This is a genomic window from Peptoniphilus obesi ph1, assembly GCF_000311865.1.
GTDB classification, from domain to species: domain Bacteria; phylum Bacillota; class Clostridia; order Tissierellales; family Peptoniphilaceae; genus Peptoniphilus_E; species Peptoniphilus_E obesi.
Window position 1 is genome coordinate 1 of the sequence record NZ_HE978582.1, and the last position, 22,289, is coordinate 22,289.

Here is a 22,289-nt window from a genome sequence, read left to right on the forward strand (position 1 = left end):
AACGCTGCCTCATTGAGACAGCTTATATAGTATACTATTTATCAGTGTACCTTGTCAAGCCTTTTTTAAATTTATTTTTAAAAAATTTTACAAGTTGTTTGCACTAACTTGACTTAATTATAATAACAAAATATTTTTTATCTTGCAAGTCTTTTTGGGTAGAAATTTAAACAAGGAGGAAGTAAATGATAAAAGATATAATTCATGTTGGAATTAGTGTTAGAAATTTAGAGGATGCAAAGAAGTTTTATGGAGATGTCTTATGCTTAAAATTTACTGGAGATTTTATTATGGAGGGCAAGGAAACTGATATATTATTTGGAAGAGAAGATACAGTAGCAAGGCTTGCCTACTTTAATGGATCTGATGACTTATATGCTCCCCCTGTTGAATTGATAGAATTTAATCACGAAATCGAAAAAGATCAAGGCAGTTTTTTTAAGACTTCTGTTTCTGAAATCTGTTTTGCTTGTGTTGATATAGATAAAACTTATGAAGATTTAAAGTCTAAGGGAGTAAAATTTGTGTCCAAGCCTCAGTATTTTAAGTATGAAGATCCTAATCAAGAAAATTTTAAGGCAGTTTATTTTTATGATATGGATGGAAATATAATGGAGCTCGTTGAATATATTAAATAAATTTTGGAGGGTATATGGTTGAATATGAATTTGTAGAGGTAAATCTTAGGGGTGCTTTTAATAAAAGATATGAGAGTATAGATGGGAGATCTCCTCAAGAAATTATAGAAGAATATGCAAAAAGATCTCATAGGTTTATAAATATACTTCCTAAGTCTTATATAGGATATGGAATTTTAAAAACTTATGATTTAGTTTTTGAAAAAATAAAGGACTGAAAATTAATCAGTCCTTTTATTATTGTTATTTCTTTTTTAAGTTTGCCCTTTCTAAAATTTTTTGCAAGTCTTTTAAGTTTATGTAGTCTATTTTTCTTTTGCCGTCTTCTTTTTTTATTCTTATATCTGTTTTTATTTTCTCATTTCTTCCTGAAATATAGACAGTTAAGCTTGTCCTATATTTGCCTTTTGATAATTTTTTTATATCATCAATTTCATATGAAAAGTCATCAAGTTTATATAGGTTAAGTTCTGGAATATTTCTCTTTTTTATAAGCTGGTCTAGGCAATCCTTGGTCAAATATTCTGCAAAATTTTTTTCTTCTATGTGGTCTTCTATACTTTCTGGCAAATTATATAAAATCTCGTCTACTTGGTCTTCTTTTAAGTCTCTTTGACTAAAGTATAAATCGTAAAAAGAATTTATTAATTTTTTCTCAGAACTAAAGCCATAAGCAAAATATGTAGACGTTATTGCTACAATACAAAAAAGTAAGACAAGTATATTTTTATAAAATTTTTTCAAAAAATCACCTGTAGTTTCCAAATAAGTTACAATAAGCTTTGTTTTAACTTTATATCTAATATATATAAAGTTAAAATTTAAACTTTGCAAATTTTATCGGTATATTTCTAGATCTCCACTTGCTTTCATATTCAGTTACTATATAGTCTTCTCCTTCAATTTTTTTATCATAGTCTATTTCTAGTTTTTCAAAGCCTGAATCTTCAAAGTATTTTAAAGAATCTTGGAAAAAATCTAAATCATCTGTTTTTAATTGAATTATTGATCCTTTTTTTAATATTTTTTTGTATATTTCTAAAAATCTTGGGTGGGTCAATCTTCTTTTGTGTTGCCTGTTTTTTGGCCAAGGGTTACAAAAGTTTATATATATTCTTGATACTTCCTTATCAAAAATATCCAAAAGTTTTTCTGCATTTATAGGAAGAAGTCTTGCGTTTTCTAGTTCCAAGTCTTTTAACTTTCTTCCAGCATATACTAGGGCATTTGTTTCAAGATCAATTCCAATAAAGTTAATACCCTTATTGTTCTGAGCCATTTGAGATATAAATCCGCCCTTGCCTGATCCAATTTCTAAATATATATCATTTTTATTATCAAATACTTCTTGCCAATTTCCCTTGTGGTCTTGTCCATTAAAATCTACATATGGATTTTCCTGCATTTCTGGTATTGCAAAATGTTTTTTTCTCAGTCTCATTTTTACCTCTTTATTTATACAAATAATTTCTTCCTGTTTTATAATCTATCTTTACACCTTTTTGAAAGTTTTTTACATAGACCTTAAAATTAATTGCTCTTCCATTATCTTCTATACTATAGGCTTCCATTATTACCCCTCTTGCAACTAATTCATCGTCTTTAAAGATAGGACTTACTCTGTATCTAACTTTTTTGCCTTCATCTTTAATATAGTTTGCAACTGCATTTTCAAAAGGTAGCATCCCTTCTGCATTAAAGGCCCTTGTCCCAGTCATTAGATTTTGCCAATTATCATCTTCTCCACAAAGCTGGTGGCCAATCAAATGACATCTATTATATAGAGCCTCTCCATCAATAAAAGAATATTTTTTCTGTTTCCAACCAGTCGGCTTAACATGACCTATGTATTCTCTTTTTTTACTGGCCAAAGTATCTGGTCCAAGCAAGGCATCTGCAACTCCAACCCTGTTTAAATTATCGAGTGGACTAAATTTTAGATAGGTGCTTTTATTTTCTAAATCTTCTTTGGAAAAATTTGGGTCTTCATCTAAGATCTCATAATAATCACTAGCTTCTTTTACCTCATATTTATCATGAAAAATAAGATTTCTAAAATCTTCTAGGCTATTTGTTATGCTTCCGTTGGATCCAAGACTCTTTTCAATGCTTCTTATTGTGTCAAGGTCTCCTATAAAAAATGAATAGATTATAACCAAGGCAAGCGCAAGGCTTATTCCTAGATTCTTTTTATTCTTAGGTCTAGATTTCATCCTCATCCTCCAAGTCTTTTCCGCCTGTCTTTATAAAAATGCACAAGTAGACTGCTTTTTCCTGCCAGCTCACCCTGTGAATTTCATGGGCTTTTATTTCTAGCATATCTCCTTTTTCTAGCCTTACTTTTTTATCTTTAAATTCTAATTCTGCCCTACCATCTAGCAAAAACACAATTTCTACTTCTTCTTGGTCATAAAGATCAGTAACTTGATTAAGAGACATGGTCCTTATTATTTTTATTTTGTCATCTTCATATATATTTTCTTCTATTTCTTTTTCTTCTGAAAACTTTATATTTTTAAATATATTAAATAAATTTTTATCCATAGAGCTATTATAACATCTTTATTTTTTATGAGAAATTTTGATTTTTTAACTATACTTTATAAAGTTTTAGGCAAATAAAAAAGGCGATAGATTTTTAATTTCTATCGCCTAGGCTATATATCCTATTTGTTTTTCTGACTTAATAAATTTTTATATTCTTCCTCCAAGTCTTCTCTTTCACTCTTTGGAATTTCCATAGCAAGTCGATTGCTTATCGCCGTTAATCTAAAATCTATAAGAAAATCTTTAGAACTTGTCTTTTTAGAAGATCTTGCTTTACTTTCTCTATACTGGTTCAGATTTCCAATGAATCTATTAAGCTTTTTATTCTCAATCATCAACAATTCATCTGCTAAGTTATTTATAAATGAAATATCATGAGTAACAAAAAGTATTGGTCTATCATAGTATTTTAACAATCCCTCAAGAGCTTCTATTGCCCTTATATCTAAAAAGTTTGTTGGCTCGTCCATAATTATAAAATTAAAGTCTGATGTTATTAGTTTAGCTAATTTTACCTTTGCTCTCTCTCCATCACTAAGAATATTTATATCTTTAAATACGTCATTTCTTTTAAAACCTAATCTTGCTAATATTATCCTTGTTATAGACTGATCATAAATTGAAGTTTCTAAAACATTTTCTAAGATAGAATTTAATGGATTTAATCTTTCTCCTAATTGACTATAGTAACCAATTTTCAAGTTTGGATGAACCCACACTTCTTTATTTATAATCATATTTATAAGGGTGGTTTTGCCTGAACCATTAATACCTAATAAAGCTATCTTCCTATTATTTTCTATTTCCAATTTTGCATTATTAAAGATAACTTTATCTCCAAATCTTTTATTAAGTTTTTCCGACCTAATCAAAATTTTTGAATGGATTTTTCTATTTTCAGGCATTGAAAGCTCAATTGCTTTTTCTTCTTTAGGTCTTTCTTTAACTTCTAATTGATTAATTCTTGATTCTATAGCTTTTACTTGTTTATCAAGTTTTTTCTTATTTTCTTGACCACCCATTTTATGAAGTCTTGCTTCGGAATTCCCCATTCTTTTAGGTGTTGTTTTTACCCTTGAAGACTGTTTTTTTATATCACTTGCTACACTTAATAATCTATTCTTTTCAGAAATATAATTGAAATATTCTCCTTGTAGAAATTTTTGTCTTTTTATTCTCTCCTCAAGGTAGAACGTATAATTTCCATTATAAACTTCTAAACTTTTATTTGATAATTCAAAAATTTTATCACAAGTTTGATTAATAAAATCACGGTCGTGAGAAATAATTATAAATCCCTTGTTTCTATTTTTTAATTCTTTTACTAATTTTTCTTTCTGATCTATATCTAAGTGTGATGTTGGCTCATCTATTAAAAGAAAACTTTCCTCTTTTAATAAAACTTCATCTAATCTTAGCCTTTGATATTCACCAGGGCTGTAGGATTTTTGAACTTTTAAATCATTCTTTTCATTATTTAATAAAGAACTAATTTTCATCTTTACATCTACATAACCACTATATTCAGTATCTATTCCTAAAAGTATTCTAAATAGTGTTGTTTTGCCAACTCCATTATTTCCTATTAGTCCTATCTTTTCATCTTGATTTATGCTTAGTTTTTCAATGAAAAACAATTCTCTTGTTCCAACTTCCTTTTTTAATTTGTCAATATATATCATAAATCCTCCTCTATTTTTTTGAGAGGACTTAACCTCTCTAACTATTTAAAAGAAAATTTATAAATTGCCATTGCTCTGTACCTCCTAGATATCTTAATTTTCTATAATATTATAGTGCCAACTTCTTCCATTTCCTAATCTTAGTTCTAAATGTTCCAAAGGGAGCTACTGTATTTACATGAAGAAACTTATATACTTCCCAAGTAGCAGTTTTGGTTGCTCCATCTGACCATTTTCTCATATGAGCTTTAAATATCTCTTCTTCATTAATCATCTATCCCACCCCCATATAAAACTAACTCTCATTTAAATCTCATCATATTTCTTTTTTAATTTATCCATGTAGTCAAGGTCAATCCACTCCTCGCTAAAGCCACAAGAAGTGCAAATATATCTATCTACAGACACTGCCGACATAATTGTATGACCGGTCATAATATTATTTCCAGTTCCATAAGCTCCAGTAGATCCTGGCACAAATAAAATATCACTTCCTCCACACTTTGGGCATTTTCTCGTATTTTTCATAAATTATCCTTTCATTTTACATCACAGGGTCAATTTAACCCAAGTCCATTGCCTTGTTATAAGCTTCTATGGCATTATTTATACCTAGCTTGTCATAAATATTAGCCAGGTGATTGTAAAGAGTTCTTTCGCTAATAAAAAGATTTTGGGCAATTTTCTTTTTATCATCTCCCTTTACAAGCTCTCTTAAAACTTCTATTTCTCTAAAAACAGGTATATTATGAACAAGTTGTTTATCTACTTCTTCTTCGTGTTCTTCATAATTAAATCTAACAATTCTCAGGCTTTATTAAGACTAACCATTGATATAATCTCTTAGTAATTCTCCATAACCCTATCCCAATAATAGTTAGTAAAAATCCAATAATTAAAGAAATAATTAGGTCTGGTAAAACTCCTAAACCAAAGCTAGGTCTAGTTAACCAATACAGGTCTATTCCAAAGAATTTGAACACAAATTTCACGATGCTTCCAACTATAACAAGTGGACCACTAATCATAAAAGCCCACCCAGTTATTCCTGTTATAGGAAATATAAATATCCAAATACATGCAGCTATGGTATACCACTTTAAACTTTTCATAATAATCTCCTTAAAAGTAATCAAATAGTTCATATTATTATACCCGGTTTTTTCATTTTCTATTCTTAGTCTATTGGTTGAATAGTAGTATTATAGCAAAAATATTTCTATCTCCTATATATACCTTATTTCTAGTCTTCTAAAATCGATACCTAAAGGTCTATCACTTTAAATTCTTTTGTCTTTGTTGCTTCTTATAATAGGATTTTTATTTCTTCATCTGTTAGTTCTTCTGCATTTTCTATAAGGCTTTATAAGATTGGTCCTCTTGTTATGAGCCTATGAGTTCTTTCTTTTCTTCTTTTTACTATATCTTGTTTTAATATCTTTTTTTCTTGATTTTTTTCTTGCCTTAGTCTTTCTTCTGTATTGTCAATATTATTTTTTTATTTCTTTTGACTCTTGTCTTAGTTGTTCTAATTTTTTCATACTGATCTCCTTTTTTGAAATAAAAAAGACAATAGAGTTTTTAATTTTTATCGTCTAAGATTATCTAATATTTATTTTTCTTTAAATTGATTTTATTATATAGCTTAATAATTCTATTAATCCAATTAAAAAATTAAACTGGGATTCATAACAAACCCCAGTTTCATAATTAGCGTGTTCTTTTAATATAATTTTGCTCCTGCTGGTATTCTGTTTGAAAGGATTAAAAGGTTTAGTCTTTCTTCTCCTTCTTCTTCATGAATTGCAGATATAATCATACCTTCTGATTCTATTCCCATCATATTTCTTGGAGGAAGGTTTACTATTGCTACAAGATTTCTTCCTATTAGATCCTCTGCATTGTAGTATTCCTTTATTCCAGAAAGGATTGTTCTGTCTTTTCCTGATCCATCATCTAGTGTGAATTTTAAAAGTTTTTTGGATTTTGGAACTTCTTCGCAGTTTTTAACTTTTACTACTCTAAAATCTGATTTTGAGAATGTTTCAAAGTCTACCATGTCTTCAAATAGTGGTTCAACTTTTACTTTTGAGAAGTCAATTTTTTCATCTATATTTTGGTCTAGACTGTTCTTCTTGTTTTCTAGGTCTTTCTTTTCTTCTCCTAGCGGTTTCATTGTTGGGAAAATCCCCTCTACCTTAGATAATTGTCTAAATCTCTATAAAAGTCTATTTTATGGTACTTCTCCATTTACGACAATTTGCTAACTCTCTATAAGTGCCTATAGATTTCTAGCAAATTGTCGTAAATTTGTCGTAAGCTGTCGTAAATTCTAAAATATAAATTTCATCGCTTTTTCAAATTCTTCCATCTGTTCTATCTTAAAATTTTCTGTAGCATTTACGTATATATCCATTGTTATACTAATATCAGAATGACCTAGAATAGACTGCATTGCTTTTGTATTTATATTTTGTTCGTTAAGCCTCGTAGTAAAGGTGTGTCTAAAAATGTGATTGCTTAAATGTGGAACTAATAGAATATCATTAGATTTAGATTTGTTTTTCATTATTCTCAAATTTTTTTATAATTTTCTAGCTAAAAATACTATATGCTCTTTCTCGTCCAGATGGTATTCACATTTAAATCCTATCTTATTCAATGTTTCTGTGAGATATTCGGGAGAATAAACTTCAAAATCTAGCATATCCGCCCATTTTTTTATATTTTTACGCTCTCTATATGCTCCTTCGTTGCATATTAGAAACTGACCGTCCTTTACTAGAACACGATGGATTTCCCTAAAAGATACTTCTATATCCTTCCAAAAATAAATTGTTTCAAAGGCAGTTACTATATTTATGGATTCATCTTCAAAAGGTAGTTTAGCCACGTCTGCTTCAATAATTTTACACCTGCCATTTTTTATAGCTTCGCTATTTACTGAACTTGCGATATCTACACTTGTTTTAGAATAGTCCATTCCATATACTTTTCTAGCCTTTGTTAAGAAGTATTGAACATTACGTCCACCGCCACATCCTAGATCTAAAACTACATCCGAGGTTTTAATATTCAGAAAAGATCTGCCCCATTTCGCCAATTTTTCGTGACCAATATTCATTCCTTTCACCATGAAGCGACCACCGAAATTATTTTTCGGATTTTTTACATTTTCAAAAAATTTTTTTAACATTTTTATCTCCTATTGATAACTATTATCAGTATAATTTTATCATAAATTTTATGTTTATTCAATTTTATATCCTATCCACCTTGATATTTTCCAGATTTTCGATAATTGAAATTCTTGATTTCCGCTTTTCGGAAGTCTGGACTTCTGCTTTTCGGAAGTCTTGTTATTGTAGTATTTAAGGGTGTAACTTTTCGTTACTCCCTTTGATTTCTCTAGTCATATCTTTTTTACTTGGTTTTACTTTTTCTTTTCTTCTTTTTACTATGTCTTGGTTTAATATCTTTTTTTCTTGATTTTTTAGTTGCCTTAATCTTTCTTCTGTATGGTCAATTTTTTCTTTTATTTCTTTTGACTCTTGTCTTATTTGCTCTAATTTTTTCATACAAAACTCCTTTCTTGTATTAAAAAAGAGATAACATTAGCTATCTCTTTCGAAGTTTCATTATTAAATTTATAAAATACTCTTTTCGATAATATCTAATATTTACTTTTATATAGATTCTATCCTTCTATCTATTCTTTTTTGTTGCATGATGTGACTTTGTATCTCTGAAATAATTTTCTTCTGTTCATTTTTACGATATTAGGATGAAATAATAAATATTTGCTAGTAAATTTTACTCAATATTATGGACTTGACTTGTTTTTATTATTGCATATAACGACAATGATAATTAAAATCATTTTAAAGGAAGAAACAAAATGACAAAATTAAACACATATCTTGCAAATCTTGCAGTACTAAACATTAAAATCCATAATCTACATTGGAATGTCGTAGGTTCTCAATTTGTATCTGTACATGAATATCTTGAATCTGAATATGATAAGACCGGCGAAAGACTTGATGAAGTTGCTGAACTAATCAGAATGGCTGGGAAATTTCCAGTTGCTAATATAAAGGAATATTTAGAACTTTCTACAATCAAAGAGATTGAAACTTCTAAAGAAATATCTATTAAAGAAGCATTAGAAATAGTCCTATCCGACATAAAACTTCAAAAAGAACTCGCACTAGAGATTAGAAAAGAAGCAGATGGAACTGATAATTTCCCTGTTGCTAATGCTATGGAAGATCATATAGAGGACTATAACAAACAAATTTGGTTTGTGGAATCAAGTCTTAAATAGGCAAAATGAACTATTGCAGAACTTTGAATTACTATTATCCTATAATTAGGGCCTGCAAATAATTTTGTGTATCAACCTAAATCCTGATAAAATGGCAAAGGTTGGTACATTTTTTTATGTGTCAGTATTTAGCCATTCCTATAGGATTGGTTCTTGTCTTGTTTTTTAGATATGCTCACATATTAGATTGAAGTTTCTTTCGGTTATATTTCCCTCTAACCTGTCTTCATATAACTGTTCATAGCTTCTATCTATTTCTGATAATTGGTTCTTTTTAAGCTACAGCCCCTTAAAACAGATAGCCAAGAAGTCGAATTGAACATTACAAGTTATAAATTTCTAGTTAACCCAAAACGGTCAGTAAATATGCCAAAATTAGGCTCACGAAAAAGAAGATTATAATTTTTACAATCTGACTTTTCGCATTAAATCCAAAATTATCATACCCCTTAGCACCAACTGTCTCTGGGTAAACTTTAGTCGGCAATTTTAACTTGGTAAGCATGAGATAATCAAAAAAGATAATATCAAAAAGCTTATATCCTTCAAATAGTATTAAAAATCTAACAAAGGCTTGCTGAAAAGTTAAACTAAATTTTATTGTATCAACAATTGCCCAGCCTAGAACGGCTGCAATGGCTAGCAATCCAAGTATCATGATAAGTCCGCCGATTATATTGACCCAAATCGGTTTATCTGGCAACTTACTCATCATAACTTTGATATCATCAGGTGCGCCGAAATGCTTCGAGCCAAATTTCGGTATAATAAGTATAAAATTCACCATCATAATTGATGCTGTTAAGCAGATGATTGTTAACATACCAAGTGTTTTCATCAATTTAGTTTACCTCCTCTCTCAAGGTATAAATCATTGTGCAATTAAAATCTTATATCTTTTGAAATATCATTTATGTTTCTATAGTGATTTTCTATTTCTTCTTGCTTCTTTCTTTTTAATTGTTCTTCTCTTCTTCTAATTTGTTTTTCTTCTTCATTTGTTTTTTCTACACACAAAATCAAGGTATCTCTATGATATTGTTTTACCTCTTCGATTGTTGTTCCATCTAAAATAATTCTATCAGAATCAACTCTGGCTATTCCAGGTCTATGCATTGATGTAAAACTTGGTGGGTAATCCCAATTTCTTAAAAACAATTCAGACCATGTGCTAGTTGGTTTGCTAGATAATTTAAAAGGGATACTATACAAAGCAGAACCTCTTGTTCCATCATTTCTTGGCAGGGTAACTTCATTTGTTATAATGCCTACGATTTTTATATCCTCTCCCTCAATTGTTATCGGTTCATATTCATCAACATAATATGGTCTTATACCTACTTTAGGTTTCTTTTTAACTTTAAATATCGATGCAATAAGATCCTTATATGAATCTTCATTAAATGGATTACCTCTTAAATCTATTGCAAGTTTTCCGTCTAGGTAAGTAGGTAAAGCTGTATTGAAATCTCCTTGTCTAATGATCGGAATAAACTTCCTATCATTGTGATTATTGTAGAGTTCCGCAGATATTATATGACTTTCATAACCTACACCTTTTTCTCTATTATTAGCTTTCCTTTTATACTCTTCAGTGCATATTATAATTACATAATCACTATCTCTTATCGAGCTTTCCATAAATTTTGGAAGTCTATCCCCTTGACCTACATCATAACTATCTATTATAGTTTCAATACCGTCTGCCAATAATTTATCTGCTAAAGATTTAACCCAATCAGAGTGTTCTTTGCTTTCCCACGAATATGATATAAATACTTTTGGAACATTGTTTTCTATCATTTAACACCTCATTAAAATAAATCTTCTAGTCTTTTCCAATTCTCATTATTCATTTATTCTGTGTAGTCTGTATTATTAATATAGAGCCTTGTATCTTTATCTCTTACAAACCCCCATTTATTTTACGCCTATCTGCATAATCCTTAAAAGCATAAAATTTATTTTCGATTTGCTTATCAATATTTTTACTTACACCTTTTCTTTCTCCACCTTTAGCTTCAATTATCCATACATCTCCATTTTTCTTTTTGATTATATAGTCTGGATAAAAAAGATATTCTTTACTTAGATTATTTCCGTAAATAACTGATAAATATTGTTGCCCTGTATCTCCGTTTTTATAGTACCAATCTACATCATCTCTACTTTCAAGATAGTTTTCTAAGAGTTGTTCAGAGGTCGATCTAAACCCCGATATTGTCATAGATGTGTTGTAAATTAGTCTTTTTTTATATTAATGCCTGCAACCATGCCAAGCATCATACCGATGGATATAAACATCGCTATGTTTTCTAGACCAAATACTATTCCGATTGCTGTACCTAAGCCAATCCCTATTGCCATGCCCTCAGACATGTAGTTTTCTTCATCGTTATCTTCTTCGTTGTTGTTCTTGTCTTGTGCTGCATTTTATTCACTATCTTAATAACATAGACTGCAGTTAAAACAAAAAGTACAATTGGCAAGATGATTTTAATAATTTCCAAAAATGCTCGTTAAAATTATTCTAATTATCCATCTCATAAATACCTCTAAAAATAAACTGGGATTCATAACAAACCCCAGTTTCATAATTAGCGTGTTCTTTTAATATAATTTTGCTCCTGCTGGTATTCTATTTGAAAGGATTAAAAGATTTAGCCTTTCTTCTCCTTCTTCTTCATGAATTGCAGATATAATCATACCTTCTGATTCTATTCCCATCATCTTTCTTGGAGGAAGGTTCACTATTGCTACAAGATTTCTTCCTATTAAATCTTCTGCATTGTAGTATTCCTTTATTCCAGAAAGGATTGTTCTGTCTTTTCCTGAACCGTCATCTAGTGTGAATTTTAAAAGTTTTTTAGATTTTGGAACTTCTTCGCAGTTCTTAACTTTCACTACTCTAAAGTCTGATTTTGAGAATGTTTCAAAGTCTATCATGTCTTCAAATAGTGGTTCAACTTTTACTTTTGAGAAGTCGATTTTTTCATCTATGTTTTGGTCTAGACTGTTCTTTTTATTTTCTAGATCTTTCTTTTCTTCTCCTAGTGGTTTCATTGTTGGGAAAATCCCCTCTACCTTAGATAATTGTCTAAATCTCTATAAAAGTCTATTTTATGGTACTTCTCCATTTACGACAATTTGCTAACTCTCTATAAGTGCCTATAGATTTCTAGCAAATTGTCGTAAATTTGTCGTAAGCTGTCGTAAATTCTAAAATATAAATTTCATCGCTTTTTCAAATTCTCCCATCTGTTCTATCTTAAAGTCTTCTGTTGCATCTACGTATATATCCATTGTTGTACTAATATCAGAATGACCTAGAATAGACTGCATTGCTTTTGTATTTATATTTTGTTCATTAAGCCTTGTAGTAAAGGTGTGTCTGAAAATGTGATTGCTTAAATGTGGAACTAATAGAATATCATTAGAGTTCGATTTATTTTTATCCATTATACTTAAATTGCAATCTCTAACAATTCTTCTTAAAGCTTTATTAAGTGTTCCATTATTGTGAACCTTTCCGAATCTGTTTAAAAATACAAAGTCTTTAAATCCATCGATTGAATCACAACATTCAATTCCAAAAGTCTTTTGTAACTCTCTTTCCATAAGAAAAGCATCTTTTACTTTTTGAACCATAGGAATACTTCGCTTACCTGATGCTGTCTTCGGTGTATTAATAGCATATCTATTGTTTAATCCTTTACCTTTACTATAATATACCAAAGTCCTATTTACATTTATAAGACCATTATCAAAATCTAGATCGTCCCATTGCAATCCTGTAACTTCTCCAACTCTCATTCCTGTCCAAAGCATAACAATGAATATTGGATACCATTTTTTATATTCGTCACTATTAGATAAATATTCTTCAAATAGCACCTGTTCTTCTATTGTCATGGCTTTTTTCTTCGGAGATTCATTTCGATAAGCTACTTTCAATTCCTTCAAAGCATTGTCAGATGGATTAAACCTTATATATTCGTCATCCACTGCTAATTCTAAAACCTGATGTAGCACAGTATGGACACAATCTATGGTAGAAACCATCAATCCCTGGTCTTCCTTTAATCTGTTATAAAAACTTCTAACATCAGATCTTTTAATATCAGATAGTTTAATACGACCAAAAGTCGGTTCGACGAATTGTTGATACATATAGATGTAATTTTTAAAGGTATTATCCTTTAAACCTCTTTTTACCTTTGTCCATAACTTAAAAGTATCATTTACAGACAAGCTACTTCCTTCGTTGTTGATTCCATCTATAGTATTGCGTAAAATATCCAATTCCTTTTCTCTTAATTCCTTTAGAGTTTTCGCATAGATAGATTTTCTACGCCCTATTTTGTCTTGCCACTTAAATTCATAAGTGCCATTTGACCTTTGATATTCACCGTCTTTTAAAACAACCCCTTTACTATCTTTGCGTCTTTTTACCATAAAAATTCTCCTTTTTTGATAAAAGACACGCTAAAATTATTATACCGCATTAAGCGTGTTTTATATATAGTTTTAGATTAGATAGAGAACTGTCTATTTAAATATTCTTCCATTAACTTTTTCTTAATAAGACGCTTACTACCATTAAATAATACAAAATCGCAATCATTTTCATCCGTTAATTGTCTAACTTTATCTTGACCAATATTAAAATATTCAGATGCTTCTTTTAATGTTAGAAATGCTTTCTCAGAAACACGAACACCTTTTATATTTTCGTTAATCATAAATCCTCCAAATAATATATTTAAAATATTTATTTTAATATTTTTAAAGTTTTTTGACATTGACAAGTGCCTTGGATTAGCAACATAGGAATCTCACCTCCGCCTCTGTTCAGGATGAGCCGGCTTCAACCTTAGAAGTATCATTATCCTCATTTTCTTCTAAGCGGATAGGGTATCCATCCCTATATTCAAACTCTTACTTATCGCTCCCTTTCTTCTTCCCTTGCTTTTAGCTTAGCAGTACTTGTTTTGCCGAATTATTCAGCAGAAAGATCTTGGCGAATAGGTTATCACGCTCCAAAAATGATTAATGTCTTGTCTTGGTCTATTTAATTGTTATGGTTCAAGTATTGTTTAAATTTCTTTTAACATAGAAAGAGGACAAAACTCCCCTCACTTTATAAAGGAAAATTTGCCCTCTTTGGTAACCAGAAACTATATTTCTTCTATAAATTTCTTTAGTTTTTCTAAAATCTTATCTCGCCTTTTTATTAAAGCAGGATGTGATATATTTTGAGTCTTTGCTACTGCACGAAGTGTTTCATCATTGAAATATAATCTTTCGATTATTTCCCGTTCCTCCTCATTTAACTTTGACATAGCATTTCTTAGTGCTTCAATCATTATTTGTGTAGCTACAACTTTTTCAACATCAACATTTTTATCTTCTAGATTATTTTCAAAATTCCCATCGTGATTTAGAGATGAAAAAAAGAGCAAGTGGTTTTTCTTGTCCACCTGCTCCAAATACTTTTCGTGTTCTTTTTCTCGCCAGTAGACTTTATATATCTGCTCGCTGACTTTAACCCTTTGTCCGTTGACATAAAGGTAATACTCTTTTGCCATAAAGTTTCCTCCATTTCTTTTTTGTCTATTTGTTATTCAGACAAAAAAGGAGGACTCCTGCATCTTGGCATAAGAAGTCCTCTGAAATGAAAGAAATCCGTTCTTTCTTTTACTATATTTAATTGTTTAGACGAGAATATATAAAGACAGACAACTACAAGAATTATAGAAAAAAGGAGTATTTTTATTCCATTTCAATTCTACAAGGTAACTTATACACTTGTTCATCTCCCTTTCCCTCCGTTCATTATAGATAAATATAAGCATCATAAGTACTCCATAAATAAGTGGATAAAGACCAATAACTATCATTGTTATTACTGTTGGAATAGATAACTGAAAGAATAAATCTATCGGTCTTTTGCTATTAATTGTTCTTTCATATTTAACTATTTCTCCTAATACGAATACATTTCAGTCAAATCAGATTTTTCAATCATATTTCTATATAACTGTGATTCATTATAAATTTCATCATGTGTACCATTTGACACAACTTTGCCCTCATCAAGCAAAATTATCTGGTTTACATTTTGAATAGATTTTAATCTATGTGAAATAATGACAACCGTTTTATTCTTTATAAGTTTATTTAATCCTTCTTGAATTTTTGCTTCATTTTCTACATCCAATGAAGCTGCAATTTCGTCAAGAAGAATAATTGGTGCATCTTTCAAAATGGCTCTTGCAATTGAAATTCTCTGTCTTTCACCTCCTGATAATTTTGCCCCATTTTCTCCCACAATTGTTTGTATGCCCTCAGGAAGCCTGTCTATAATTTCTTGACAACCGGCAATTCGAGCTACTTCTCTCACTTCATCGTCCGTTGCATTCGTATTTCCTATGCGTATATTTTCCATAATAGAAGTGTTAAACAGCAAAACATCTTGAAATACGACTGAAATTTTTTTAAATAAGCACTCAGTATCTACTGTTTTAATATCATGACCCCCAATTAAAATCTGACCGCTATCATAATCGTAAAGTCTTGACATCAATTTTAATAATGTTGATTTTCCACAACCTGATGGTCCAATAAGTGCAGTAATTTGGTTCTGTTTTGCTGTAAAAGTAACATTATTGATAACTTTCTTATTTTTCCCTGAATATGAGAAATCCACATTTTGAAAACTAATATCATAATTATCAAAATCTACATTATTTCCAATTTGGGCTTTAGTATTTCTTAACTCTTTAATTCTATTAATTCTTGCATCAAGATAAAAAATTTCTCCAAGATACATATAAATACCTTCTAAACCTTCAGAGATTTTAGTTGCTGCAATAATATATCCAACTAAATATAACAAAGGCACCTCATTACTTATAAACATATGGAGTCCAACAACGCTTGTAATACCTATAGATAACTTTGTGATCCATCCAGCCAAGCTTACTGGGAAAGCTTGAACAATTTCTGCTCTCATTTGAATTTTTTCGGATTCGTCAAGCTTTTTAGAAATGTTTTCTATCGTATTTTCCTTTAATCCATAACTTTTTATTTCTTGACTCATTTCAATAGATGATTGAAATTCTTCTGAAATCTCTCTTAATTTTTCGTAATGATTTCCTCTCACCTTTATTTGGCTTTTTTTTGATAAATATAAAATACCTGCTGAAATAATCAGTGGAAGTAACACACAAATTCCAAGTTTAAAATCTCCTATTAACATCATCACGCCTATCACAATGAAAAAGTAAACATAGCCAATTGTATGACCTATTGCGTGAGCTAAAGCATGTTCAATTGCCGCAACATCTGCCATAACTGTCTGTGAAAGATCAGAGATATCATGTTTTGAAAAATAATCTAATGGCAATTTTTTTAGTATATCCGCTATTTCGATTCTTAAATTGGCAGATTCTTTATAAGTTTCGTTATATGTGGTTTTATAATTCATATTTGTTGCCACATAAACAAGTATTATGATTATCCCAATTCCTAAAACATAAGTTTCAAGTCCATGCCCTTTATTTTCTAAAATAGATTGCACAAAAAACATCATTAAAATCATTGGAAGCATATAAATAGCATAATATGCAAATGAAGACCATACGGATTTTTCCAGACCTTTTGCTCCGGCTTCAGTTAATTGAAATTTCTTTTGTAAATATTTTCTCATTACATTACCCTCCAATCATTTGCTTTTTCATACAAGTTTTGAAGTTCTCTATATCTTCCATTTAAATTCATTAGATTTGTATCATTACCTCGCTCAATAACTTTGCCATTTTCAATGAACAATATCTCATCAACATTTCTAATTGAAGATAATCTGTGAGCAATCATAATGGTTGTTTTCCCTTTCATTAAATTTGAAAAAGCTTGTTGAAGTTCATACTCGTTTTCGGGATCTGCGGCAGCTGAAGCTTCATCGAGTATAATAATCTTAGATTTTTTCAAAATAGCTCTTGCAATGGCAACCCTTTGTACTTCACCACCTGATAAATGCACTCCCTTTGAGCCTATAATGGTATTCTCCTTTTCAGGAAATTTTGCCAAAATACTTTCGCACTTTGCCAAATGCAGAGCATTCATAATTTCTTCTCTTGTCGCATTTTGGTCACCCATTTTTACATTTTCATAAATAGAGGCTTTAAATAATTTTGAGTTTTGAAATACAAATGAAATATTTTGAAGTAATGTTTCCTCGCTATATTCTCGTATATCATAACCACCAATTTTTATACTGCCACTATTTAAAGAATAAAAACCTGATATCAATTTCGCTATCGTTGACTTCCCTGACCCAGATGGTCCAACTAAAGCAAAAGTTTTTCCCTCATCTAACTTAAAGCTCAAATTTTCTATAATATATTTTTCATCATATTTAAAGAAAACCCTATCAAACTCAATATCATAATGTTTAAATTCTTTTCTTTCACCATGTTCTAATTTTTCATTCTTCATTCCATCTATCAAATTCTCTAAACGATCTATTACCTGTCCGGCATTAAAGTTATTTTGTGAAGCAAACATAACTTTCATAAATGATGAAAATATAACCCCAGAAAAACAAGTAAAGAAGATTACTTTTGCAAGAATCATCCCAGCTTGTTCTCCTTTTGTTATAAAATACATACTGCAAGGAATACATATCAAATAATAGGTATTAAATAACGTTTGAAATGACACATACGGCTTTCTGCAACTTAAGGAATATTCATAAGTGTTTTTTGAGTATTGGAGAATTGCATCCAATAAACTTTTATAGGAACGAACGGTTATCCCAAAAATCTTCAATACTTGCATTCCTCTAACATATTCAATTATCTCTGAACTCATTTTCTCCAGAGAATTAGAATATGCCATCATAAATTCTTCTCCACCATACATTGATTTGTATTGAAAAATACCTACTACAATTGTTATAGCCAACAAAATACCAAGTCTATAATCAACAGCAAAGGTCATAATAAACATTAAAATTGGCAACATTCCTGCAACAACATTATCAGGAATCAAATGTGCCACTGTAGAATGTGTTTCTCCAGCATTATCGTCAATAATCTTTCTTACTTTCCCTGACGGATTCGTATCAAAGAAAGCAAAAGAAGCATTGATTAGATTTTTTAACCCAGTTTTTCTGATATTTGTTTCTAATCTAAAACCAAGCATATGTGATACCATCAATGCCACAAAGTAAATAACTCCATACGATACCATATAGATTACAATCAATTTACTATCTTTTATAGCCGCACTATAATCTTTGGTAACTAATAATTCGCAAAACAAATCCCACAAATACCAGTAAGAAGCCATTAAACATATTGTGGAAATAGCAGCTAATAGCATTGAACCATATGCGAATGTTTTTCTTTCAGGAACATACTTAAATAATTTTTTGTATAATTTAAACATTTTTCTTCTCCAAATCTTATATTCTCAGCAAATCTTTCCATCCAGCATAGAAAAATTTTTTAACGTGTTGAATGTAAATATTAGCTTCATTTAAATTCATATTTTGGGAAAGAGGTACTAAAATTCCCTTTATATATGAACTGACTAATATATGAACAAGTTCATACAAAATAAATTCATCTACATCACTTTTATTGTTAGTTCTAATAAATTGTATGGTTGCATCTGTAATTATTTTAGAAATTTCATCAAAATAGAACTCATATTTTGTTCCACCTGATAAATTTAAAATCATTAAAAATTCTTCCTTGTATTCATATATCAATCCAATAAATCTATCTTCATTCTCCCAATTTTTAAAGACACAATTTATTTGCTCCTCTTTGTGTAATTTTTTGTAATCTCTATGTTCTTTATCAAGGAATTCTTTGAGTCTATTTGCGGGTTTTTCAACTAGGCTATTAAATAAATCTTCTTTAGTACTAAATCTCTTGTATAACGCTCCAGTAGTTATGCCTGCATTTTTACAAATTACATTTAAAGAAGTTTTTTCAAACCCATTTCGTTTAAATTCTTTTTTTGCATTTTCCAATAATCTAGGAGTAATGCTAATATCTTGGTTCGCCATAAAATTCCCCCTTGTACATTGATAATAGTACTATCAATTATGTTATTTTTTTTGCAAGAGGCATCTTAGTACCTCTTGCAAAAGCAAAATCAAAACAAACAATCAAAGTTGCTGATTTATTTTGTCCATTATTTTAAAAAAGAACCTAAAGCTTAATTCATCATTTCATCTACATGTAAACCTGATTCCAAAATTCTTGAAGTGTCTCCTGTATTGCCATATCATCTATATTTCCAATACATTTTACTTCCCCACATTCAAGAAATAGAATATAATCACAGCATCTTGAAACAAGCTCCGAATCATGCGTAATCACAAATTGCGTTCGTCTCGCCGCCTTCATACGCTTTATAGCATCTGCCACCTCAATCATATGCATATAATCAAGTCCACTAGTTGGTTCATCATATAGGAGAAATCTTTTATCAGATGCAAGCGCACTAGCCATTGCAACACGTTGTTTTTGCCCTCCGGACAAAGACATGGGATGAGAGTCTTTAAATTCTTCCAACCCTAACTCTTTCAGAATAATATTTGTTCTTTTCTCCTGTTCTTCATGAGACAATCCTAACCTCTCCATAGATAACCTGACTTCTTCAAATACACTTTCGGTAAAAAGCTGCTGATTTACATCCTGCATAACAATATAAGTACTTTCGATTCGATTTTTTCTTTTAAAACTTTCTCCATTTAGAAAGATATCCCCTTTCGACCTTTTTTCCAAACCACAGAAAGCATGTCCGAAAGTAGATTTACCTGCTCCATTGTTTCCAACAATGCCGATAATAGAGTTTTCCGGAAGGTTTATATAAGGAATAGAAAGAGCCGGTTTATTTTCTCCTTTGTAAGTATAACTAAAATCAACAAACTCTATTTTTCCAGCATTATCCGTTGCTCTATTCTCTTTTTGAAATTCAGGCTTACTTCTAAGCCCCATAATTTTTAATTGTTCTTTACTGATTTTCTTAAATTGTTCTATTGTATAATCATTTATAATTCGTCCATTTTTCATATATATCACACGATCAGCTAAATCCATAAGCCATTCCAAACGATGTTCAGCAATTATCACCGTTTTTCTATCCTGCTTCCATTTTTTAATAATCTTTCGCAGCTGTGCGATAGTATGCGTGTCTAAATTGGAAGTAGGCTCGTCCATAACGACTATTGGAGGATTAGGTGCTATAGCGGAAGCACAAGCAACCCTCTGTTTTTCCCCGCCAGATAGAGAAAAAAGACTTTTCCCTAGCAATGCAGTAATATCAAGAGCCTCAACAATATTTTCAAAACGTTCAAAAATAAGTTGTTTCTCCATTCCGAGATTTTCACATGTGAATACTACTTCTGTATCTGTTTTAACTGTATAAAACTGGGATTTTGGATTCTGAAATACTGATCCTACATAATACGCTAGCTGATACAGTTCACATTCAGCTACATTGTTTCCGCAAACAAAAACTTCACCTGACATTTCCCCTTCATAAAAATGCGGAACTAGACCATTTATCATTCTTGTAAGAGTTGTTTTTCCACAACCAGATTCACCACAAAGCAGGACAACTTGACCTTCCGGAATATTTAAGCTCACATCTCGCATACCATTATTTCTCTGCCCGTTCTTATATACAAAACTTGCATTTTCAAATTTAATCATAAAGCCCCCTTTTGCTTGAACATAAGAATAAAATAAAGGATATAAAAAATAATTAAACTGCCGAAAACAAGATAGTCTCTCCGCGTAAACCCAATATTACTTACATTAGTTCTTTCATTAGGTGCTGCAAGTCCCCTTGTAAGTGCAGAAGCAGCCAAATCATTACCAATAGATACAATGCTTGTTAAAAATGGAACCATCCTAAACTCTAACATCATAAGAGGGTTGCGAAAAGAACCTATCCCTCGCAATTTCATAGCATCTCGCACATTTACATATTCTTCTCTAATGGTAGGAAAAAAACGAAATGTTACCGAAATAGGAATTGTAAGTTTTTTCGTAACATGCATTCTATCCATAGCTGCAATAAACTCGCCTACAGATGTTGTTGAAAAAATAAAATATGCCATCATATAACCAGGAATAATTTCTACCGAAAATGCAATTATTCCCGTAAACAAGAGGTTAAACCAAGTTGGTAAATGCGGTGCAAGAAGATCTGGAACAAATAGTGCAAAAAGATACAAAGCAAAAAAATAAACTACTGCTCGCACCTTCTTTAAAACAATCAAAAAAACAAACGGCAAAAGTGAAAGTATCGTGTGAAAAACTTTTAAATATCCAACAGGAGAACCACTGAGCAAAGTAGTTGATACAAGCAAACACATCAATATCTTTGTTCGTGGATCAAGATATAGTTTATCCGCCGTTGCATTTTTCTGATATAGTTCAGAAATCATTACACCAACCCGCTTCTTTCAAAATGTTTCCTCAAAACCTTACGACCAATCATCCCGCCAAGAAAGCCGCCCACAAAGCAAGAAACAATCAAAAGAGGGAATAACCACCAGTTACTATGAAACCATCCATAAACAGAATACATAAATGTTTCTCCATAGCTAGCTGCCTTATTCTTTAACCATTCCTGACTCGCTGTGAGCCAATGTACATAATTTCCCGCAATACATATACTCGATACTGCATATGCAAGAACACACCCCATGCTCTTTTGGTATTTGGAAGCTTTCAAAATAAGTTCTCCAACAATTCCTGTTATGATTGCCCAAATCAATAGATCATATCCCATTCCTGTTAAAATCATGGCAATCCCAATTACTGCCTGTAAAATTATTAGCATTCCAAATTTCTTTATCTTTGTAAAATAAAGCATCATTGGAATACCTTCTACAAATGGGACAACAAAAGTAAGAAGTAAAAAGCCAATTGGAATCAACCCCAAAGTGCATGCGACTGCAATAATAATAACCACATAAATCGCTGAAAAAATCCCAGCATTGATTAAATCTTTACCATTTAATCTGTTTGGATTCAAACCTTTCTTATCTGTCATGTAATACAT

General features: G+C 30.6%; 25 protein-coding genes and 6 pseudogenes. 3 read left to right on the top strand and 28 right to left on the bottom strand.

Annotation, left to right across the window (positions count from 1 at the left end; all coding sequences use genetic code 11):
* Positions 1-185: 185 nt before the first annotated feature.
* Positions 186-638 (top strand): VOC family protein, encoded by a 453-nt coding sequence (locus tag HGPB_RS05840; protein WP_019132771.1) that lies wholly within the window; start codon positions 186-188, stop codon positions 636-638.
* 14 nt (positions 639-652) lie between these two features.
* Entirely contained in the window at positions 653-856 is a 204-nt protein-coding gene (locus HGPB_RS05845) for a DUF4177 domain-containing protein (protein ID WP_019132772.1), read from the top strand.
* 25 nt (positions 857-881) lie between these two features.
* Here HGPB_RS05845 and HGPB_RS05850 read toward each other — a convergent pair whose 3' ends face one another.
* The 14 genes and pseudogenes from HGPB_RS05850 to HGPB_RS05900 all read right to left on the bottom strand — a co-directional run.
* The gene (locus HGPB_RS05850; RefSeq protein ID WP_148497899.1) at positions 882-1,382 is read right to left on the bottom strand and encodes a hypothetical protein; all 501 of its coding nucleotides are present in this window, start codon (positions 1,380-1,382) and stop codon (positions 882-884) included.
* A 70-nt stretch (positions 1,383-1,452) separates the two neighbouring features.
* Positions 1,453-2,079, bottom strand: a complete 627-nt coding sequence (gene trmB, locus HGPB_RS05855) for a tRNA (guanosine(46)-N7)-methyltransferase TrmB (protein ID WP_019132774.1) — start codon at positions 2,077-2,079, stop codon at positions 1,453-1,455.
* A gap of 10 nt (positions 2,080-2,089) precedes the next feature.
* On the bottom strand, positions 2,090-2,851 hold the full coding sequence (locus HGPB_RS05860) for a DNA/RNA non-specific endonuclease (protein WP_019132775.1): 762 nt from the start codon (positions 2,849-2,851) through the stop codon (positions 2,090-2,092).
* Entirely contained in the window at positions 2,841-3,182 is a 342-nt protein-coding gene (locus HGPB_RS05865) for a cupin domain-containing protein (protein WP_019132776.1), read from the bottom strand. Before HGPB_RS05865 ends, HGPB_RS05860 begins: the two co-directional genes overlap by 11 nt.
* A 122-nt stretch (positions 3,183-3,304) precedes the next feature.
* Positions 3,305-4,867 carry a ribosomal protection-like ABC-F family protein gene (gene abc-f / locus HGPB_RS05870; protein WP_019132777.1) on the bottom strand — a complete coding sequence of 521 codons (1,563 nt, stop codon included), beginning with the start codon at positions 4,865-4,867 and terminating at the stop codon, positions 3,305-3,307.
* A gap of 109 nt (positions 4,868-4,976) precedes the next feature.
* Positions 4,977-5,138 (bottom strand): annotated as a pseudogene (locus tag HGPB_RS08635) (ClbS/DfsB family four-helix bundle protein); the annotation flags it as partial.
* A gap of 35 nt (positions 5,139-5,173) precedes the next feature.
* Positions 5,174-5,395 (bottom strand): hypothetical protein, encoded by a 222-nt coding sequence (locus HGPB_RS05875; RefSeq protein WP_019132779.1) that lies wholly within the window; start codon positions 5,393-5,395, stop codon positions 5,174-5,176.
* 34 nt (positions 5,396-5,429) lie between these two features.
* Positions 5,430-5,678, bottom strand: coding sequence for a response regulator transcription factor (locus HGPB_RS09065; RefSeq protein ID WP_081578482.1), 249 nt, complete (start codon positions 5,676-5,678; stop codon positions 5,430-5,432).
* On the bottom strand, positions 5,665-5,979 hold the full coding sequence (locus HGPB_RS05880) for a hypothetical protein (protein WP_019132780.1): 315 nt from the start codon (positions 5,977-5,979) through the stop codon (positions 5,665-5,667). Before HGPB_RS05880 ends, HGPB_RS09065 begins: the two co-directional genes overlap by 14 nt.
* A 194-nt stretch (positions 5,980-6,173) precedes the next feature.
* Positions 6,174-6,408 (bottom strand): annotated as a pseudogene (locus HGPB_RS08645) (DUF3847 domain-containing protein).
* Positions 6,409-6,590: 182 nt separating this feature from the next.
* Positions 6,591-7,055 (bottom strand): annotated as a pseudogene (gene metG / locus HGPB_RS05885) (methionine--tRNA ligase subunit beta); the annotation flags it as partial.
* A gap of 144 nt (positions 7,056-7,199) precedes the next feature.
* Positions 7,200-7,448, bottom strand: a pseudogene (locus HGPB_RS05890) (tyrosine-type recombinase/integrase); the annotation flags it as partial.
* Positions 7,449-7,451: 3 nt separating this feature from the next.
* Positions 7,452-8,063: a class I SAM-dependent methyltransferase gene (locus HGPB_RS05895; protein ID WP_019132783.1), complete on the bottom strand. Its 612-nt coding sequence runs from the start codon at positions 8,061-8,063 to the stop codon at positions 7,452-7,454.
* Between the two features lie 241 nt (positions 8,064-8,304).
* Positions 8,305-8,445, bottom strand: a pseudogene (locus HGPB_RS05900) (DUF3847 domain-containing protein); the annotation flags it as partial.
* 320 nt (positions 8,446-8,765) lie between these two features.
* On the opposite strand from HGPB_RS05900, the gene HGPB_RS05905 reads away from it, so the two are divergent.
* Positions 8,766-9,194 (top strand): Dps family protein, encoded by a 429-nt coding sequence (locus HGPB_RS05905; RefSeq protein ID WP_019132785.1) that lies wholly within the window; start codon positions 8,766-8,768, stop codon positions 9,192-9,194.
* 343 nt (positions 9,195-9,537) lie between these two features.
* On the opposite strand, the gene HGPB_RS05910 is transcribed toward HGPB_RS05905, so the two are convergent.
* The 14 genes and pseudogenes from HGPB_RS05910 to HGPB_RS05975 all read right to left on the bottom strand — a co-directional run bounded on the left by HGPB_RS05910 (position 9,538) and on the right by HGPB_RS05975 (position 22,280).
* Positions 9,538-10,032 (bottom strand): hypothetical protein, encoded by a 495-nt coding sequence (locus tag HGPB_RS05910; RefSeq protein WP_019132786.1) that lies wholly within the window; start codon positions 10,030-10,032, stop codon positions 9,538-9,540.
* 44 nt (positions 10,033-10,076) lie between these two features.
* Positions 10,077-10,997: a toll/interleukin-1 receptor domain-containing protein gene (locus tag HGPB_RS05915; RefSeq protein ID WP_019132787.1), complete on the bottom strand. Its 921-nt coding sequence runs from the start codon at positions 10,995-10,997 to the stop codon at positions 10,077-10,079.
* Between the two features lie 103 nt (positions 10,998-11,100).
* Positions 11,101-11,421 carry a hypothetical protein gene (locus HGPB_RS05920; protein WP_019132788.1) on the bottom strand — a complete coding sequence of 107 codons (321 nt, stop codon included), beginning with the start codon at positions 11,419-11,421 and terminating at the stop codon, positions 11,101-11,103.
* 14 nt (positions 11,422-11,435) lie between these two features.
* Positions 11,436-11,573 carry a glycine zipper domain-containing protein gene (locus HGPB_RS08995; RefSeq protein WP_019132789.1) on the bottom strand — a complete coding sequence of 46 codons (138 nt, stop codon included), beginning with the start codon at positions 11,571-11,573 and terminating at the stop codon, positions 11,436-11,438.
* A 231-nt stretch (positions 11,574-11,804) separates the two neighbouring features.
* Positions 11,805-12,269 (bottom strand): annotated as a pseudogene (gene metG / locus HGPB_RS05930) (methionine--tRNA ligase subunit beta); the annotation flags it as partial.
* Between the two features lie 144 nt (positions 12,270-12,413).
* Positions 12,414-13,649 (bottom strand): tyrosine-type recombinase/integrase, encoded by a 1,236-nt coding sequence (locus tag HGPB_RS05935; protein ID WP_019132791.1) that lies wholly within the window; start codon positions 13,647-13,649, stop codon positions 12,414-12,416.
* A 77-nt stretch (positions 13,650-13,726) separates the two neighbouring features.
* On the bottom strand, positions 13,727-13,936 hold the full coding sequence (locus tag HGPB_RS05940) for an excisionase (protein WP_009345237.1): 210 nt from the start codon (positions 13,934-13,936) through the stop codon (positions 13,727-13,729).
* Between the two features lie 435 nt (positions 13,937-14,371).
* Positions 14,372-14,782: a sigma factor-like helix-turn-helix DNA-binding protein gene (locus tag HGPB_RS05945; protein ID WP_009345230.1), complete on the bottom strand. Its 411-nt coding sequence runs from the start codon at positions 14,780-14,782 to the stop codon at positions 14,372-14,374.
* Positions 14,783-15,180: 398 nt separating this feature from the next.
* Positions 15,181-16,905, bottom strand: a complete 1,725-nt coding sequence (locus tag HGPB_RS05950) for an ABC transporter ATP-binding protein (RefSeq protein ID WP_019132792.1) — start codon at positions 16,903-16,905, stop codon at positions 15,181-15,183.
* Positions 16,905-18,647, bottom strand: a complete 1,743-nt coding sequence (locus HGPB_RS05955) for an ABC transporter ATP-binding protein (RefSeq protein WP_019132793.1) — start codon at positions 18,645-18,647, stop codon at positions 16,905-16,907. The genes HGPB_RS05950 and HGPB_RS05955 overlap by 1 nt, the downstream gene beginning before the upstream one ends.
* A gap of 16 nt (positions 18,648-18,663) precedes the next feature.
* Positions 18,664-19,275: a TetR/AcrR family transcriptional regulator gene (locus HGPB_RS05960; RefSeq protein ID WP_019132794.1), complete on the bottom strand. Its 612-nt coding sequence runs from the start codon at positions 19,273-19,275 to the stop codon at positions 18,664-18,666.
* A 169-nt stretch (positions 19,276-19,444) separates the two neighbouring features.
* Positions 19,445-20,929, bottom strand: a complete 1,485-nt coding sequence (locus HGPB_RS05965) for an ABC transporter ATP-binding protein (protein ID WP_019132795.1) — start codon at positions 20,927-20,929, stop codon at positions 19,445-19,447.
* Complete coding sequence (locus tag HGPB_RS05970) at positions 20,926-21,669, bottom strand: energy-coupling factor transporter transmembrane component T (protein WP_019132796.1); 744 nt, start codon at positions 21,667-21,669, stop codon at positions 20,926-20,928. The genes HGPB_RS05965 and HGPB_RS05970 overlap by 4 nt, the downstream gene beginning before the upstream one ends.
* Complete coding sequence (locus HGPB_RS05975; RefSeq protein WP_019132797.1) at positions 21,669-22,280, bottom strand: MptD family putative ECF transporter S component; 612 nt, start codon at positions 22,278-22,280, stop codon at positions 21,669-21,671. Before HGPB_RS05975 ends, HGPB_RS05970 begins: the two co-directional genes overlap by 1 nt.
* Positions 22,281-22,289: the final 9 nt, after the last annotated feature.